This window comes from Flavobacterium keumense, from assembly GCF_029866485.1.
GTDB classification, from domain to species: domain Bacteria; phylum Bacteroidota; class Bacteroidia; order Flavobacteriales; family Flavobacteriaceae; genus Flavobacterium; species Flavobacterium keumense.
The window spans coordinates 1,816,896-1,835,335 of the sequence record NZ_CP092332.1 but is presented as its reverse complement, the minus strand read 5'-3'; the positions used below and the strand labels follow the sequence as shown (position 1 = coordinate 1,835,335).

Here is an 18,440-nt window from a genome sequence, read left to right as displayed (position 1 = left end):
TATGAAACACTTAGAATTATTCGCAGGTATTGGAGGATTCAGAAAGGCTTTCGACATTTTTGGAGAAGACCTTAAAATACCTATGCAATGTATCGGTTATTCAGAATTAGATATTTACGCTAATAAAACATATACAGCAAATTATAACACCAAAAACGAAACCGTTTTAGGCGATATAGTAGAGTTTACATCACATAAAAGAAATATTGAAAATCTTGCAGATTTTGATGTTCTAACAGGTGGATTTCCTTGTCAATCATTTAGTATGATGGGAAAACAAAAAGGATTTGAAGACGTTAGAGGGAATGTATTTTTTAATATTATTGAAATTTTAAAAGTTAAAAAGCCTAAATTCATTTTACTTGAAAATGTAAAAAATATTGTTACTCACGACAAAGGAAATACAATTAAAGTTATTGAAGAAGAAATCAGAAAAGTAGGATACAAAAATGTATTTTACAATATTTTCAATACTCAAAATTTTGGATTAGCACAAAAGAGAAATCGTGTTTTTATCTTTGCAACAACAGAAGACTTGCCAAAAGATTTTATTTTCAATGAAAAAGTAGTTATTGACAATTTTAAAAGTATCAAAAAATGTAGCTTACTAAAACAAAAAACAACACTTGATGTACTTGGAAAAGAAGTAGAAGAAAAATATTATCTTTCTGAAACATTAAAACCTACCATTTTATCAAATGGTTCTAAAAATTTTAAGTCAAAATCTGAAATAAACCAACTTGTTGCAAGACCATTAACAGCAACTATGGTAAAAATGCACAGAGCTTGCCAAGATAATTATTTTTCTCACGAATTTTTAAATTCTGAAAAACCTTTAGAATATTTGAAAACCGAATATTCAAAAGAAGAACAGGCTAAACACAGAATAAGAAAACTAACACCTCACGAAGCATTTTTATTACAAGGGTTCAATGGAAGTTTTGTTTCAAATGCAATGAATGTAGGAGTTAGTAATCATCAACTTTATAAACAAGCAGGAAATGCAGTAAGTGTAAACACAGTTTATGCTGTCTTGCATTATCTTTTCATAAAAAACGACCTTATTAAATATGTTCTTTAAATTACATAGCGAACGTAAAATTGGCTTTAAACAGCTATCGTTAGCTGACTTAGGATTAGGCACAAGTCATCAAACTCATATTGGATTATACGGAGATATATTTACATATCTGCAAGATTCGGAAGTAGAAGAAAAAGCTCTTTTGATTTATAACAATAATATTGATAGTGTAGATTGCTATTTTGATAGAATAGAAAATCCAGACGGAACATATAGAAGTCCTAAAATTAGAAAAGGAGAACGTAATTCTGTTTCTGTAGTAACAGTCATAAGAGATAAAGCGGCAGAATATCCTTCTTCATACAGATGGTTTTTAATTTGGTTTGGACTTGAAAATGAAGAAATGGTATTCTATTTTTTCAATGACCAATCTTCTGACTATTCCGAAGTATCTAATATTCTTGATTTATCAAGAGGAGGAAGAATTGATGATTCTGACAATCAATACACACAACTTCTAAATTATCTTGAAAATAAAGTAAATGTTAGTGGAAAAAAAATAATTGAAGAATTAGAAATCGCATCACAGGTTGGAACATCAAAAAAATACAGACCTTTTGATTTAGAAAATGCGAATAATTTATTTAAAGAAACAGGAAAAAAGGGAGAAGAAATAATTGCAAATTATCTTGACTATCAAAAATCAAGAAATCAAATATTTAATTACACTTGGTATAACAGAAGTATGGAAACGGGTCTTCCATACGACTTCAGCATTCAAAAGAATGACCAAAATGTAATATTCATAGATGTAAAATCAACGAACTTTAAATTTGAACAACCTCTAATCTTCAGTAATCAAGAAATTGAATGTATTGCAGACAAAAGCAATTATCATATTTATAGAGTATTTGATTTATCCGAAGATTTAGCAAATCCAAAACTACGAATTTGCGAAAATAGTAGAAATATTGCAACAATAATTCAACCTCAAATATCACAACTATGCACATCTTTAAGCCAACAACAAGTAACCTTACAGATGACAAAAATGGCTATAAAACCAACCAATGAATTACTAACCTTTAATAATGAAATCCTTCTAAACTTCTAAAAAGGGCGATCGCACAACAGCAGTTTGGCAAAATGGCGGGTTCAGTGCTGAATTGAACATTTGGTTTTCAAATGACATTAGTTCCAAACTGAAAATGAGTGCTTCAAAATCCTTCCCGAACACAAAGCCTGAAAACGTCAAAACCAAAAACCAAAAAATCCCATCAATTGATGGGATTTTATAATTTAAACCAAAACTGGTTTTATTTATTTCCTTTCTCAAAATCAGCCACAAACTGCGCTAATCCAATATCAGTCAATGGGTGTTTCAACAAGCCGTAGATAGCCGAAAGAGGTCCTGTCATGACATCGGCACCAATTTTAGCACAATTCATAATGTGCATCGTGTGGCGTACAGAAGCCGCTAAAATTTGCGTTTCAAATCCGTAGTTATCATAAATCTGACGAATTTCTTCAATCAATGCCAATCCATCTGTAGAAACATCATCCAAACGACCAATGAACGGAGAAACATAAGTAGCTCCAGCTTTAGCCGCTAACAACGCTTGTCCTGCAGAGAATACTAAAGTAACATTCGTTCTAATACCTTTGTCCGAAAAATATTTAGCCGCTTGAACTCCCTCTTTAGTCATGGGTAATTTCACTACGATTTGCTCGTGTAAATCAGCTAACTCCTCGCCTTCTTTAATCATTCCTTCAAAATCCAAAGCATTTACTTCAGCACTTACATCGCCGTCAACTAAATTACAAATGTCAACATAATGTTTCAAAATGTTGTTCTTTCCTGTAATTCCTTCTTTTGCCATTAATGACGGATTAGTAGTTACGCCATCTAAAACGCCTAAAGACTGCGCTTCTTTAATTTGAGCTAAATTAGCCGTGTCAATAAAAAATTTCATATCTATCTATTTGTTATGTGTTCTCATTTGGGCGTGACCACAAGGGTCGGGCTTTACGTTGCAATCTTTTTCTTTGAAAAAGGATTTTCACTGCAATCCCTCACGCAAACGCCTTGCAAAATTACAACTTATAATGATTCATCAGCATTTTTTCGTAGACTTTATCAGGCAGAATTCTTTTTAATACAATCGAGAATTTTTGCATAAAAGCGCCTACTTTATAATGAATTTTAGGATTTGGATTTTGAATAATTCGATACACCGCTTCGGCCATTTCATTGGGATTACTACCGCTATCTACGTGTGCATCCATAGTTTGTAAAACTCCCGCATATACTTTCTCGTAAGCCGAACCTTGTACTACTGGCGCATGAAAACGTCCTGCTGCGATATTGGTGGCAAAATCACCTGGAGCCACATTCGTAATTTGAATTCCAAACGACTTCACTTCCATTCGCAACGCTTCCGTGATTAACTCCAAAGCTCCTTTAGAAGCCGAATATACGGAGCGATACGGCAATCCCATATAGCCTGCAATGGAGGTAATATTAATAATCAATCCTGATTGTTGAACGCGCATTTGAGGCAATGCCGCTTTCATTACTTCGATAGGACCAAAGAAATTAGTTTCAAAATTGTTTTTGATTTCATCCATTGGAATTTCTTCCAAAGGTCCTGTAATACCCACCCCGGCATTATTAATCACAATATCTAATCTCCCCGCTTCTTGAATAATTGTAGCTACTGCTGACTGAATTGAAGCAACCTCTCGAACATCTAAAGCAATCAAAGGAAAAAGAGAATTAGACACCTTTTCAGGGTTTCTACTTGTTCCATATACCGTAAAGCCTTTATGAAATAAAAAATCGCCTATAGCCTTCCCTATTCCTGAAGATCCTCCTGTAATTAAAACCACTTTACCCATCTAATTCTGTATTTATTGCATTTGCTTTAAGCCATAAAAATACTCAAAAAGAAGTTCTGAATACCTTTAAAACAAAAAAATCTTCCCAATGGAAGATTCATAAAAAATGGCAAGCGACCTACATCGCACCGCTCAACCGCTTACCCTTGCTATGTTCCCATCCTGGGGGAGTCTGCAGGAGCTGGTCGTGTAGGACTTGCCGTTGCAAATATACAACCTTTTTATATTTTTACAAGTGCATTGCTACTAATAAAATAAGGTTGTATATTCGAGCATTCAAATATTACACTATGAAAAAGTATAACTTCTTATTTATCATTTTATTAGGGCTAATTTTATCCAACTGTGGCGGAGCTAAAAAAGAAAACAACACCCTATTTACTTTTGATAGTAACCAATTTAAAGCACAATACCTACCCCAAGAATCTATCGAATTAAATCTTTTAAATCCCAATTCAAAAACGGTTGATAGTGTGGTGTATTATGTAAACGAAACTAAAATTGGCACCACAAAAGGATTAAGTAAACTGCCTTTTACTTTTAAAGATCAGAAACTTGGCTATCAAAATCTGAAAGCTATTATTTACTTTGAAGGAGAAACTACTGAAGCGACGGACCGAGTAGAATTGGTTTCCAATGTACAGCCCAAATTATTGAAGTATTCAATTGTAAACACTTTTGCTCACGATACAGCTTCTTTCACAGAAGGTCTTGAATTTCATAATGATACTTTATTCGAAAGTACAGGCCAAAAAGGAGCTTCTTATTTTAGAAAATACGATTATAAAACAGGTAAAATCTTCAAACAAAACAATTTAGATGCAAAGTACTTCGGAGAAGGAATCACCTTTGTCAACAATAAATTGTACCAACTTACTTGGCAGGAAAAAACAGGATTCATCTACAATGCGACTACATTGAAATTAGAAAAAACGTTTACTTATGAGAAAGACATTGAAGGTTGGGGAATGACAAATGATGGCAAGTACATTTACCAAACAGACGGCACCGAAAAAATTTGGAAAATGGATCCAAACACTTTGAAAATGGTAGATTATAGTAATGTTTATTCTGGAAATGCTAAAATAAAATCAATCAATGAATTAGAATGGATTGATGGAAAAATTTATGCTAACGTTTGGCAAAAAGATGCTATTGCAGTAGTAAATCCTACAAGTGGATCTGTGGAAGGAATTTTGGATTTATCAGGGCTTAGAAAATTTGTAAAAAACCCAACTGCCGAAGTACTCAACGGAATTGCTTACAATCCTAAAACCAAAACACTATTTGTAACAGGTAAAAATTGGGATAAACTATTTGAAATTAAAGTTTCAGAATAAAAAATAAAACCTGAATTATCTTTAAAAAGATTGACTCTCAAAAATAATTTATTTGTGAAGTCCTCTTTTATATTTGAAAAACTTTCATTGTTGATAGCATACTTAATCTTTAGTTAACTTTTTTAGACAAGACATTCCACAAAAAAGCCCGTTCAATGGAACGGGCTTTTTTTTATTTCAACTTTACAGTATTAAACATGTAATGCTCTATTATCCGTTGCAGCTAAAGCCGCCTCTTTGATAGCTTCAGCAAATGTTGGATGTGCGTGTGACATTCTTGAAATATCTTCAGCAGAAGCTCTAAATTCCATAGCAGTTACTGCTTCTGCAATTAAATCGGCTGTTCTAGCACCAATCATATGTACTCCTAAAACCTCATCGGTTTTAGCATCTGCTAATATTTTCACAAATCCGTCTAAATCGCCACTTGCTCTAGCACGACCTAAGGCTTTGAACGGGAAACTTCCTGATTTAAACTCTACACCAGAAGCTTTCAATTGCTCTTCGGTTTGACCAACAGCAGCTACTTCTGGCCAAGTGTACACCACTCCCGGAATCAAATTGTAATCAATATGTGGTTTTTGACCCGCAATAATTTCAGCTACCATAGTTCCTTCTTCTTCGGCTTTGTGAGCCAACATAGCGCCACGAACTACATCTCCAATAGCATAGATATTAGAAACCGAAGTTTGCAAATGATCGTTTACTTCTACTTGTCCTCTATCTGTAATTTTTACACCCGCTTTGTCTGCATTCAATCCGTCAGTGTATGGACGACGCCCTACAGACACTAATGAATAATCTCCTTCTAAAGTAATAATTTCTCCTTTTGCATTTTCAGCTTTTACAGTCACAACATCTCCTGCTCTTTCCACTGATTGTACTTTGTGAGAAGTATAGAATTTCATTCCTTGTTTTTTCAAGACTTTAGTCAATTCTTTAGACAATGAACTGTCCATTCCAGGAATAATTCGGTCCATGAATTCCACTACAGAAACTTGTGCTCCTAAACGAAGATACACTTGTCCTAATTCAATTCCAATTACACCACCACCAATAATAACTAAGTGTTTTGGTACTTCTTTCAAAGCCAAAGCTTCAGTCGATGTGATGATTCTTTCTTTATCAATTTTGATAAATGGCAAAGAAGATGGTTTTGAACCTGTAGCAATAATGGTATTTTTAGCTTCAATAGTTTCTGAAGTGCCATCCGCTTTAGCAATAGCGATATGAGTAGCATCAACAAACGAACCTAAACCATTAAAAACAGTTATCTTATTTTTGTCCATCAAGTAGTTGATTCCTCCTGAAGTTTGCTCTACCACCGCTTGCTTACGCGCAATCATCTTCTCTAAATTTACTTTAACCTCTCCAGAAAGTTCGATTCCGTGTTCAGCGAAATGAGCAATTTCTGCATAATGATGTGAAGAAGACAATAATGCTTTAGAAGGAATACAACCTACATTCAAGCAAGTACCTCCTAAAGTAGCATATTTTTCAATAATAGCGGTTTTGAAACCCAATTGTGCGCAACGAATTGCTGACACATATCCACCAGGACCAGAACCTATAACGACTACGTCAAATGAACTCATAGTAATAGTATTTATTTTTTAGTGATGCAAACTTAAGAAATTAAGTTTTGTTTATTATTCAAAGTATACGATTTTTTATTGCGAATTGTAACTCTTTTGTGTTTTTATGCCGAATTATTCTTAAAACAAAAACGTTCTGAATACATTCAGAACGTTTTGATATCAATTTTATAACGTAAATTAGTTTTTATTTTGATTCAACTTACTATTTTTTCGGCTAAAGCCAAAATAAATTACCAATCCTAATAGTAACCAAACCGTGAAATAAATCCAATTCCAAACACTCAATTCGGCCATCATGTACAAACAAGAAACTAAGCCTAATAAGGGAATTAAGGATAAATTTTCTTTGTAAGACCAAATCGCTAAGCCGATTAATGTGATTACAAAAATCCACATCGGTATTTTATGTTTGAACAAATCAAAACCGCTTTCGTATTTTATATCATTGGAAATTGGCAAACCAGCTACAATGGCTTCGTATTTTGCATCGTCTTCTTGGTATTGACTCAACAATGCTTCTACATCGTTAGTCGATTGTTTGGTTTCCAATCCAACTAAATATCGATATACTTTATCTGTTTCTGATTGATTTAAAGCCGTCACTATTGTAGATGGTGAATTTACTTGAGTTTCATTCGCAATGAATTTCATCGTAGCCTTACTATTGTAGGTGAACGCAAAAAACACTTCCAACAATAAGGCAATTGGAAAGATATATTTCGCATTGATGTAGGGTGTTTTAAATTTTCCTCTCGGAATATCTTTTTTGTTTTGCAAAACTAAAACTCCTGCACACACCAATACAAATGCGAATAAGGTTCCGATACTACACAAGTCAGTTACCATAGTCAAATTCATAAACAAAGCAGGAATTCCTACTACAAAACCAGTCACTATAGTAGCATACGATGGTGTTTTGAATTTTGGATGTACTCTAGAGAATTTTTGAGGTAATAAACCGTCTCGACTCATACTCATCCAAATACGAGGTTGCCCCATTTGGAAAACCAAAAGCACACTTGCCATGGCAATTACAGCACTCACAGCTATAATGCCCGACATCCATTTTAAATCTAATTTTTCAAATACAAAAGCCAATGGGTCACCCACATTCAATTCATTATAACTTACCATTCCGGTTAAAACCAATGCGATAACAATATACAAAATGGTACAAATAATAATCGCCCACATCATACCTCGAGGTAAATCACGTTGCGGATTTTTACATTCTTCAGCCGTAGTAGAAATGGCATCAAAACCGATATAAGCAAAAAACACTGCCGAAACCCCTTTTAAAACACCACTTACTCCATTAGGCGCAAATGGACTCCAATGTGTGGTATCTACATAAAAAGCCCCAACAGCAATAACTAATAAAATTATACCCAATTTAATAATCACCATTAGATTTCCTGCATTTCTAGATTCTTTCATTCCTCTATACACCAATGCAGTAATCACAATGATAATCAACATAGCCGGAATATCAGCCACAAAATGAAAACTTCCAATTACTGGACAAGTTGTCCAAGCAGTATAGGCATCTTGCAAATTAGCACTTAAATTATCAAATGATTTTCCTCCTTGCATCAAGGCAGTTGCATCTTTGAAACCATTAGATGCCGACAAATAGTCCATTTGAATCCATTGCGGGAGTTCAATATTAGCCGTTCGAAGCAATCCTGTAAAATAATCACTCCACGAAATGGCTACCGTAATATTCCCTACGGCATATTCCATAATCAAAGCCCATCCGATAATCCAAGCGATAATTTCGCCAAAAGCTACGTACGAATACGTGTATGCCGATCCAGAAACGGGTACCATGGAAGCAAACTCAGCATAAGCAAAAGCCGCAAAACCACAGGCCAAGGCAGTGAATAGAAACAGAAAAATTACAGCTGGACCACCATCAGCACTTGCTTTACCAATAGTGCTAAAAATACCTGCCCCAACAATCGCTGCAATCCCAAAGGCTGTTAAATCTCTGGTAGTCAAATGTTTTCCTAAAGCATTATGTCCATCACTTTCATTTTGCTCGACCTGTTTCATGATATCATGAATTGTCTTTTTCCTAAACAAACCCTTTAATGCCATATAATTTGTATTCAAAAAGTAAACTAAAGTATCTTTTATTGTAATGCAAACTTAAAATTTCATTTCCAATAATACCGATTATTTTAAACAAGATTTTAAAATTGTAACTGGATGTTGCGCTTCTCTCGATGTTCCATCAAATATTTGGTGACGGCAACTTGTTCCTGCTGCTGCAATAGCAACAGTACTTTCGGTTGCTCTAATTTTTGGAAACAAAGTATCTTCACCCATTTGCATACTCACTTCATAATGTTCTTTTTCGTAACCAAAAGAACCTGCCATTCCACAACAACCCGAGTTATAAATAGTAACTGTAGTATTTTTAGGTACATTCAACATGGCAAAAGTAGCTTCAACAGTACTCAATGCTTTTTGATGACAATGTCCGTGAATTTTAATTTCTTTTGCTTCATCCGAGAATTGCTCAGAACGAATAGCTCCTTTAGCAATCTCGTTTTTAAAGAACTCTTCTATTGTAAAAACGTGCTTCGCAAGTTGTTCCGCTCCTGCTTTATCTTCTGCCAATCGAATGTATTCATCTCTAAAAGTCAAAATAGCCGAGGGTTCTATTCCAATCAAAGGAATTGCATCGGTAACAATTTCCTTGAAAATATCCACATTAATAGAAGCAATCGCCTTGGCTTGTTCCAAAAATCCTTTAGAAATAAATGCACGCCCACTTTCTTGATGATCTACTACCAAGACTTGATAGCCTAATTTTGTCAAAAGTTCATAAGCATCAATTCCTACCGAAACATCATAAAAATTAGTGAACTCATCACAAAACAATAGAACTTGGCCATTAGGATAGGTTCCTTCTTCGAGTTCTTTATGATTGTTATCCAACCATTTTCGAAAAGTCTTTGGAGCTAAATGTGGTACTACTCGCTGCGGAGCAATTCCCATTTTCTTTTTGACAATAGATAAGTTGGTAAACCAATTGGTCAATTTAGGTGTTAAGCTACCTAAATTATTCAATTTGGCATTATAGGCGAATGTTTTATTTCTAGTAGAGAACCCATTTGCTTTTTGGTATTGATACAAAAACTCGGATTTCAAAGAAGCAACATCTACATTACTCGGACATTCACTTGCACAAGCTTTGCAACTCACACACAATTCAAACACTTGGTATAATTCGTCGTGATCAAATTTATTCTCTTTTTCCGAATCGGTTAAAAATTGTCTTAACGCATTAGCTCTAGCACGAGTCGTATCTTTTTCATTTCGAGTGGCACGGTAACTCGGACACAAAGTGCCTCCTGCCGATGGCAATTTTCTACAATCACCAGAACCGTTACATTTTTCAGCCACGCGCAAAATCCCCATACTGTCTGAGAAATCTTGTATCGTTTCAATTTCCGGTTCTACTCTCCCCGATTCTACCCTAAGATTTTCATCCATTTTAGGTGTATCAGTAATACGACCTCTATTGAAAATAGCATTCGGATCAAATGCTTTTTTGATACGTTTTAGCAATTCATAATTGCTTTCTCCAATCATGTACGGCAAAAACTCACCGCGTACAATTCCGTCCCCGTGTTCTCCACTAAGCGAACCTCTGTATTTTTTGACCAAAACAGCCACTTCAGTTGCAATGGTTCTAAATAATTGTAAATCTTCTTTCTTTTTTAAATTCAAGACAGGTCGCAAATGCAATTCTCCTGCACCTGCATGGGCATAATAAATTGCTTCTTGTCCGTAACTTTTCATCATCGCAGCAAATTCGGCAATATAATTTGGTAAATCGCTCAACTCAACTGCCGTATCTTCAATAGAATCAGCTGCTTTATCATCACCCACTATACTTCCTAAAAGTCCTAAACCTGCTTTTCGTAAGTCATTAATCTTATCTATCTCATCTCCGTATAACTTAGGCAAAGCGTAACCAAAATTATTTTGTTCTAAATCGGCAATTAAAGCATCCGCTTGTCGTTCGGCTTCTTCCAAGGAATCCGAAGCCACTTCTAACATAATCACTGCTTTGGGATCTCCTTGTATGAAGAAACGATTTTTCGCTTGTTCTCTATTGGTTTTGGTACAATTCAAAATTGTATCGTCCATCATTTCGCAAGTGTACAAATGATGTTTCATCGCTATCATTACAGCTTCTAAACTTTCTTGAATGGTGTGAAAATGTGCCGCCACCATAATATTATGTGTAGGAGGCAAATCGTCTACTTTCAGCGTAACTTCTGTAGTAAAAGCTAGAGTTCCTTCACTTCCGCAAAGTAAGGTTCCTAGATTAATTGTGGGTTCGGTACCAGAAAACAAATTCGATTTCAATAATAAATCAACGGCATAGCCTGTATTCCTTCTGTGAATTTCAGGTTTTGGAAATTCTTTTACGATTTCGTTTTGCGTTTCAGAATTGGAAAGTTCTTCATACAATGTTCTGTAAATCTGATTTTCCAAGGAATCTCCTTTTGTTTTCTCGACAAACTCCTCCGAAGTAAGGGATTTAAAAACCGTAGCCGAACCATCACTCAAAATGGCTTTTAGTTCCACAATTTTATCTCGTGTCACTCCATAGCGAATGGAAGTTGTTCCCGACGAATTGTTTCCTACCATTCCCCCTATCATACAACGATTAGACGTAGAAGTATTGGGACCAAAAAACAAACCGTGTGGTTTTAAAAACAAATTCAGCTCATCGCGAATCACACCTGGCTGAACCGTAACCGTTTTATTTTCTTTATCAAAAGAGACAATTTTTGTAAAATATTTGGAGACGTCCACTATAATTCCGCTACCCACCGTTTGACCAGCTAAAGAAGTTCCTGCAGTTCTTGGCGTTAATGGAATTTGGTATTCATTGGCAAATCGAACCAAGGATTGAATATCTGCTACCGATTTTGGCCTAGCTACCGCAATAGGTTTGATTTGGTAAACCGAAGCATCGGTAGAATATATAATTTTATGTAATTCGTCATAGAAAAGATCCCCTTCTAATGCGTTTGACAGTTGTTGTAAAGGTAGTATTTGTGACATTGTATTCGGATGTAATTACTGAGTAGTCAGCATTTGGTTGACAAATATAAAAATTCTAGCGCTTTAAATAGTTATTCATTCGAAGCGCTAGAAATTAAATTATGCTGATTTAGTAATGATACCTTTTGAATGCTTCCATTGCAGCATAACTGGCTAAGCCCAATGCTTTAAATTTTTCTGCAGTATCTTTATTGCGTTCTTCAACGCGAACCCAAAACTCTCTGGAATCATCCCCCTGAAACATAACACCATCTTTTTGCGATTGATGATAAAAAATAGCGGTGCGTTTCTTCAATACTTGATTTGGGCTCATTGGAACAGCCATATCTATTTCATGAATTTCCCATTCGTGCCAAGCACCACGATATAGCCATACCCAACAATCATTCATAAATGGTTGATGTTTGATTTCTTTTAAGGCCATAAACAAGGCGTCTAAACAAACTTTATGTGTACCATGAGGATCTGCTAAATCTCCCGCTGCAAAAATTTGATGAGGACGAATTGCATCGATAATTCCTACCATCAATGCTACATCATTTTTAGACAAAGGGCTCTTTTTTATAGTACCGGTTTCATAAAACGGAAGATTTAGAAAATGTACCTGTTTATCGGGTAAACCTAAATATCGTGTAGCTCCTAACGATTCTTTTTGACGAATTTGCGCTTTTAAATTCCGTAATTCTACAATATCTGAAACACTACTGCTTTTTTTATTAATAAAATCAATAATCTTGATGTAGGATTCATTTGTAGGATTAAAAACCAATCCAATTTCGGCAAATTTCAAGGCTTCATCATTAGAAACGGCAATATTGCCAGAGGTTTGATACACCACATGCACTTCGTGTCCTTGCTCTACTAATCGGTCAAAAGTACCTCCCATTGAAATGACATCATCATCTGGGTGCGGACTAAAGATAATCACTCTTTTTTTCTCCGGACTAGAACGTTCGGGACGCTTTTGAAACTCCGAATTAGGTTTCCCGCCCGGCCATCCCGTTATTGCATGTTGTAATCTATTAAACATTTTTATATTTAAATCGTAGGCTGTGCCTTCAATAGCAAGCAAACTTTCCATACCGTGTTCAAAATAATCTTTATCTGTAAGATGCAAAATGGATTTTTGTGTTTTTTCGCATAACCAAACAATAGCTTTACTAATTAAATCTGGATTCCATTCACAACTGTCTACTACCCATGGCGTATTAATTCGGGTTAATAACGATGCTGCTTCTTGGTCTAAAACAAAAGTAACATTGGGATGATTTTGTAAATACGAAGCGGGTTTCTTTGATGTAACATCGCCTTCGATTGTTTCCTGAACTACTTCGGCTTTGTTTTGTCCCCAAGCCAATAGAACAATTCTTTTGGCTTCCAAAACGGTAGAAATACCCATAGTTACCGCTTTTTTAGGTACATTTTCCATTCCTAAAAACGAACTTGCTGCATCAGACCTTGTGAGATGGTCTAAAGTAACCATACGCGTAGTGGAGTTGAGATGTGACCCGGGCTCATTAAAACCAATATGTGCTGTTCTTCCTATACCCAATAATTGAAAATCCAAACCACCCATACTTTTAATCTTCTCCTCGTATTGAGCGCAAAGAACACTACTTTCTTCAAGGCTACAATTTCCTGTAGGAATATGTACATTTTCTGGCAAGATATCAATATACTTAAATAAATGTTCCTTCATGAAATAATGATAACTTTGAATATCATCATGTTGCATCGGAAAATATTCGTCAAGGTTGAACGTAACGACATTTTTAAAACTTAGATTTTCTTCTTTGTGCAAACGAATTAATTCTTCATACACTTTGATTGGAGAAGAACCTGTTGCCAATCCTAAAACACAAATAGAATTTGTTTTTTGTTTTTCTCTAATTAAAGTAGCTATTTCATTGGCTACAGCTATGGAGCCTAAAACTGAATTATCAAAAATAACATTATGAATCTTTTCAAATCGAGAACTTTCATATTTACCCGGTTTTTCATAAACTAAAGAAGGATTGTTTTTCATAAAATATAGATTTGGATAGTTAAAGTGGTATAAATATAAAAAACAAAATAAGTAGTACGAAAATATTTTAGCATATTTGTCTTTAATTAAAATCAATTTAATAAAATGAGTCCAAACCTTATCCTACTTTTTATTCTATTCTACTTTGGAACTCTTTTTTACATCTCTCATGCTGTGAGTAAAAAAGATAGTGGAAACGATGTGTTTTTTACTGCCAATAAAAACTCCAAATGGTATTTAGTAGCTTTTGGAATGATTGGCACCGCACTTTCTGGAGTAACTTTTATTTCTGTTCCTGGTGAAGTAGGCTCGCCTAATGGAGAACAATTCAAATATTTTCAGTTTATCTTAGGAAATGCTATTGGATTTATTGTTGTAGCTAAATTGCTTTTACCACTTTATTACCGAATGAACTTAACTTCCATATACGGTTATATCGAACAGCGAATGGGATTTTATAGTTACCGAACAGCAGCTTCTATATTTTTGGTAAGTCGTACTATTTCTTCTGCCTTTCGATTGTATTTGGTGGTGATTGTTTTGCAACGATATGTTTTTGATTATTATAACATCCCATTTGCAGCTACGGTATTAATTTCGTTGCTATTGATTTTTTCCTACACTTACAAAGGAGGTTTAAAAACCATCATCATTACTGATACGTTGCAAACATTCTTCTTAGTCGCTTCAGTATTTATGACCATTTTTTTCATTTGTAGTAGCTTAGATTTAAGTGTGGTTAGCGCTTTTGAAGAAGTAAAAAATAGCAACTATTCTAAAATCTTTTTCCTTGAAGATTTTATCGGAAGTAAATTTCATTTTGTAAAACAAATTCTGGGCGGAATGTTTGTAACCATTGCAATGGTGGGATTAGATCAAGATTTGATGCAAAAGAACCTAAGTTGTAAGAACATTGGCGAAGCACAAAAAAACATGTTTAGTTTTACGACAATATTTGTAATCATCAACTTATTTTTCTTAAGTGTTGGTGCTTTGCTTTACATATATGCTACCAAAAATAACATTCAAGTTCCGTTGGATTTGGTTACCAATAAACCGCGAACCGATTTACTTTTTCCTGAAATAGCTTTACACCATTTGGCTACCTTTCCTGCTATTGTTTTCCTATTGGGACTAATTGCTGCCACTTTTGCCACAACCGATTCAGCTTTAACCGCTCTAACCACTTCTTTTTGTGTGGACTTTTTAGGAATGGATAAAGTGGAGAACAGTCAGAAAGAAAATTTAGTTCGAACACGACACATTGTTCATTTTGCTTTTTCAGCTTGTATGTTTTTGGTCATATTAGTTTTTAATGCTATTAATGATAGTTCGGTTGTTGGAATGATTTTTAGAGTGGCATCCTACACCTACGGACCGCTCTTAGGATTATATACTTTTGGTTTATTTATGAAATCTAAAAAAGTGAATGACCGTTTAGTACCTTTCATTTGTTTACTATCTCCTGCATTAACCTTTCTTATCAACGAAAATTCAGTGAATCTTTTAGGGGGTTATGTTTTTGATAACGAATTAATCATTCTCAATACACTCATCACTTTCACAGGATTATTACTAACCAGTAAAACCGTTGCCGATAAATACCATTTTTAAATCCATTTTAAATGAATACCAATATTGAATCGCTTTACAGAATCGCACAAAAACCTACTCGAACTATTATTGGATTGATGTCGGGCACTTCATTGGACGGTTTGGATGTAGCGTTATGTGAAATTTCGGGAGCATCTAAAAGCACAGTAGTTCAACTAAAAAAGTTTAAAACCATACCGTATTCTGAAGCTATAAAAGCTGAAATCCGAAAAGTATTTGCTAAAAAAACAATTGATTTTCAACATTTAGCTTTGTTAAACGAATGGATTGGAATTTTACATGCTAATCTCGTTTTAGATTGCCTAAAAGAATGGAATATTGCTCCTGCTGAAGTTGATTTAATTGCCTCGCATGGACAAACGGTAATGCACGCTCCAAAAATCTTACACCAACAAGTGCAATTTCCTAATGCTACTTTACAAATTGGAGATGGTGATCATATTGCCGTTCGCACTGGAATTATTACTATCTCAGATTTTAGACAAAAGCACGTAGCTGCAGGAGGCGAAGGTGCTCCATTAGCAATTTATGGCGATTATTACCTTTTTGGAAGTGAAAAAGAAAACCGAATCATGCTGAACATAGGTGGTATTGGAAACTTTACTTTTTTGCCCAAAAATCAAAATCCAGAACACGTTTTTGTTACTGATACAGGTACCGGAAATACACTTATTGATGCGTTTGTAAAATTACATTTTCCAAAAATGAGTTACGACAAAGATGCCCAAATAGCCCGAAAAGGAACTATAAATGCAGAATTGTTACAGGCGCTTAAAGACAATTCTTTTTTCAAAGAACCGTTTCCCAAAACTACTGGGCCTGAACTCTTCAATTTAGACTATATTCAGAGCGCAATGACAGAAAGTCAAACGCAACACCTCCCTGTTGAAGATGTTGTAGCGACCCTTACACGCTTTAGTGCCGAAACAGCTGCTGAAGCAATTCTGTATGCAATACAAAATAGTGAAGCAACTACTGATACTATTACGGTCTATGTTTCGGGAGGAGGAATACACAATCCGCTATTAATGGAATATCTAAATGATTTACTGCCTTGTTCTTTTAAAAATACTAACGATTTAGGAATCTCTGCGGATGCGAAAGAAGCAATACTTTTTGCTGTATTGGCTAACGAAACGGTAGCTGGAGGCACTACTCATTTTGGTACTAAAAAAGGAATCCCATCGGTAACAATGGGTAAAATTTCGTTCCCAAATTAAAATTATTTTATGTCTTTTTTAGCACAACAACTGTTCTAAAAAGTCTATTTTTGTATTCTATAAGATGAACCCCATAATGATGAATTACAAGTCCTTTACTTTTGCTTTTTTATTTACGCTACTTTCTATTACCAATAGCACAGCACAAAGTAAAATAATATATCCTAAAAACGAATTTAGAGCAGTTTGGATTGCCACCGTAGCCAATATTGATTGGCCAAAAAACAATACTGATAGTGTTGAAAAAGAAAAAGCCGATTTTATTGAAATTTTAGAATCCTACAAAAAACTCAATTACAATGCCGTGATTGTTCAAATTCGCAGTAATGGTGATGCTTTTTACCCTTCTGAATTAGCGCCTTGGTCACGCAACTTAACTGGAAAAGAAGGCAAAGCACCTTCACCCTATTTTGATACGTTAGAATGGATGATTACTGAAGCTCACAATCGAGGTTTTGAATTTCATGCGTGGTTAAATCCTTTCCGTGCCACCTCAGGTTCTAATACCGAAATATTAAGTAAAAAACACGACTTGATTAAGCATCCCGATTGGATGATTAAATATGCAGGGAAATACTATTACAATCCTGCGCTTCCTGAAGTACAAAATCACTTGACAAAAGTAGTAGAAGAAGTAGTTCAAAAATATGATATCGATGCTATTCATTTTGATGATTACTTTTATCCCTATACTGTTGATGGAGAAAAATTCAATGATACTGCTTCATTCAACAAATATGGTAATGGTCTTACTTTAGCCGATTGGAGACGAAATAATGTGAACACTTTTATTCAACAAATCTCGATAAGCATCAAAAAAATCAAACCTTGGGTACAATTTGGCATTAGTCCATTTGGAGTTTGGCGCAATAAATCAGTAGACCCAAGAGGTTCGGATACACAAGCCGGACAAACCAACTATGACGATTTATTTGCTGATCCTTTGGTTTGGATGGAAAACAACTGGATTGACTACATCCTACCACAATTATATTGGAGCTTGGATCACCCAAAAGCGTCTTATAGTAAATTGCTAAAATGGTGGTCTGAAAATGCTAAAAACACGGCCATTTACGTTGGGAATAGCACCTATAAAATCAAGTCTGACCCAGATAAAAAATGGGATTTACCAACAGAAATCCCAAATCAAATTGAGTACACACGTTCATTTAATAATGTACAAGGAAATGCTTTTTTTAGTGCAAAATGGTTTCTTAACAAAAACCAAGACGTTACTCAATTACTAGCTGAAAATCAATACAAATTCCCAGCAATCCCTGCTTCAGTTCCTAATTTTAAAAAATTAGTATTTGATGTACCCAGAATTACTAGCGTTGTAAAAGATAAAACCGATTTAGTAATTTCGTTACAACCTACACGCAATAACGTGCGCTATGTAGTTTTTTATGGCACTGAAGCCAATTCAATAATTAACAGTGATGACCCTAGTCAAATCATTGATCGTTATTTTGTACACAAAAACAACAATCGCTTATTTATTCGAATACCAATTTCAACTATTGAAAATAAATCTAATTTTGCTTTATCCTACATTGACTATTATGGAAATGAAAGTAAAGAAATCATGACACAATTACCATTAGCTACAATTAAAAACAGTAAATAACCACT

12 protein-coding genes and 1 other RNA gene are annotated in these 18,440 nt (G+C 34.8%); 6 read left to right on the top strand and 7 right to left on the bottom strand.

Features of this window, described 5'->3' with window-relative positions:
* The first annotated feature begins 1 nt into the window (after position 1).
* Positions 2 to 1,081 (top strand): DNA (cytosine-5-)-methyltransferase, encoded by a 1,080-nt coding sequence (gene dcm / locus MG292_RS08270; RefSeq protein ID WP_264533203.1) that lies wholly within the window; start codon positions 2 to 4, stop codon positions 1,079 to 1,081.
* Positions 1,071 to 2,135 (top strand): protein NO VEIN domain-containing protein, encoded by a 1,065-nt coding sequence (locus tag MG292_RS08265; RefSeq protein WP_264533204.1) that lies wholly within the window; start codon positions 1,071 to 1,073, stop codon positions 2,133 to 2,135. Before dcm ends, MG292_RS08265 begins: the two co-directional genes overlap by 11 nt.
* Positions 2,136 to 2,337: 202 nt before the next feature.
* Here MG292_RS08265 and fsa read toward each other — a convergent pair whose 3' ends face one another.
* The 3 genes from fsa to ffs form a co-directional block, all read right to left on the bottom strand.
* On the bottom strand, positions 2,338 to 2,994 hold the full coding sequence (gene fsa, locus MG292_RS08260) for a fructose-6-phosphate aldolase (RefSeq protein WP_264533205.1): 657 nt from the start codon (positions 2,992 to 2,994) through the stop codon (positions 2,338 to 2,340).
* Positions 2,995 to 3,115: 121 nt separating this feature from the next.
* On the bottom strand, positions 3,116 to 3,919 hold the full coding sequence (locus MG292_RS08255; protein WP_264533206.1) for an SDR family oxidoreductase: 804 nt from the start codon (positions 3,917 to 3,919) through the stop codon (positions 3,116 to 3,118).
* A gap of 104 nt (positions 3,920 to 4,023) precedes the next feature.
* Positions 4,024 to 4,121: signal recognition particle sRNA small type (gene ffs, locus MG292_RS08250), an RNA gene on the bottom strand.
* 88 nt (positions 4,122 to 4,209) lie between these two features.
* Here ffs and MG292_RS08245 point away from each other — a divergent pair.
* Complete coding sequence (locus MG292_RS08245; RefSeq protein ID WP_264533207.1) at positions 4,210 to 5,259, top strand: glutaminyl-peptide cyclotransferase; 1,050 nt, start codon at positions 4,210 to 4,212, stop codon at positions 5,257 to 5,259.
* A 191-nt stretch (positions 5,260 to 5,450) separates the two neighbouring features.
* Here the strand turns inward: MG292_RS08245 and lpdA are convergent, their stop codons facing one another.
* From lpdA to nagB, 4 genes are all read right to left on the bottom strand, one after another.
* Positions 5,451 to 6,854 carry a dihydrolipoyl dehydrogenase gene (lpdA, locus tag MG292_RS08240; RefSeq protein ID WP_264533208.1) on the bottom strand — a complete coding sequence of 468 codons (1,404 nt, stop codon included), beginning with the start codon at positions 6,852 to 6,854 and terminating at the stop codon, positions 5,451 to 5,453.
* Between the two features lie 180 nt (positions 6,855 to 7,034).
* The gene (locus MG292_RS08235; RefSeq protein WP_264533209.1) at positions 7,035 to 8,957 is read right to left on the bottom strand and encodes an amino acid permease; all 1,923 of its coding nucleotides are present in this window, start codon (positions 8,955 to 8,957) and stop codon (positions 7,035 to 7,037) included.
* A 78-nt stretch (positions 8,958 to 9,035) separates the two neighbouring features.
* A complete protein-coding gene (locus MG292_RS08230) occupies positions 9,036 to 11,948 on the bottom strand; it encodes an FAD-binding and (Fe-S)-binding domain-containing protein (RefSeq protein WP_264533210.1) in 2,913 nt (970 codons plus the stop codon).
* 109 nt (positions 11,949 to 12,057) lie between these two features.
* Positions 12,058 to 13,974, bottom strand: coding sequence for a glucosamine-6-phosphate deaminase (gene nagB / locus MG292_RS08225; RefSeq protein ID WP_264533211.1), 1,917 nt, complete (start codon positions 13,972 to 13,974; stop codon positions 12,058 to 12,060).
* A 105-nt stretch (positions 13,975 to 14,079) separates the two neighbouring features.
* Between nagB and MG292_RS08220 the strand changes: the two genes are divergently transcribed.
* The 3 genes from MG292_RS08220 (at position 14,080) to MG292_RS08210 (ending at position 18,435) form a co-directional block, all read left to right on the top strand.
* Positions 14,080 to 15,588: a sodium:solute symporter gene (locus MG292_RS08220; RefSeq protein ID WP_264533212.1), complete on the top strand. Its 1,509-nt coding sequence runs from the start codon at positions 14,080 to 14,082 to the stop codon at positions 15,586 to 15,588.
* 11 nt (positions 15,589 to 15,599) lie between these two features.
* Positions 15,600 to 16,808 (top strand): anhydro-N-acetylmuramic acid kinase, encoded by a 1,209-nt coding sequence (locus tag MG292_RS08215; protein WP_264533213.1) that lies wholly within the window; start codon positions 15,600 to 15,602, stop codon positions 16,806 to 16,808.
* A 76-nt stretch (positions 16,809 to 16,884) separates the two neighbouring features.
* Positions 16,885 to 18,435, top strand: coding sequence for a glycoside hydrolase family 10-like protein (locus tag MG292_RS08210; RefSeq protein WP_280157845.1), 1,551 nt, complete (start codon positions 16,885 to 16,887; stop codon positions 18,433 to 18,435).
* The last annotated feature ends 5 nt before the right edge of the window (positions 18,436 to 18,440 follow it).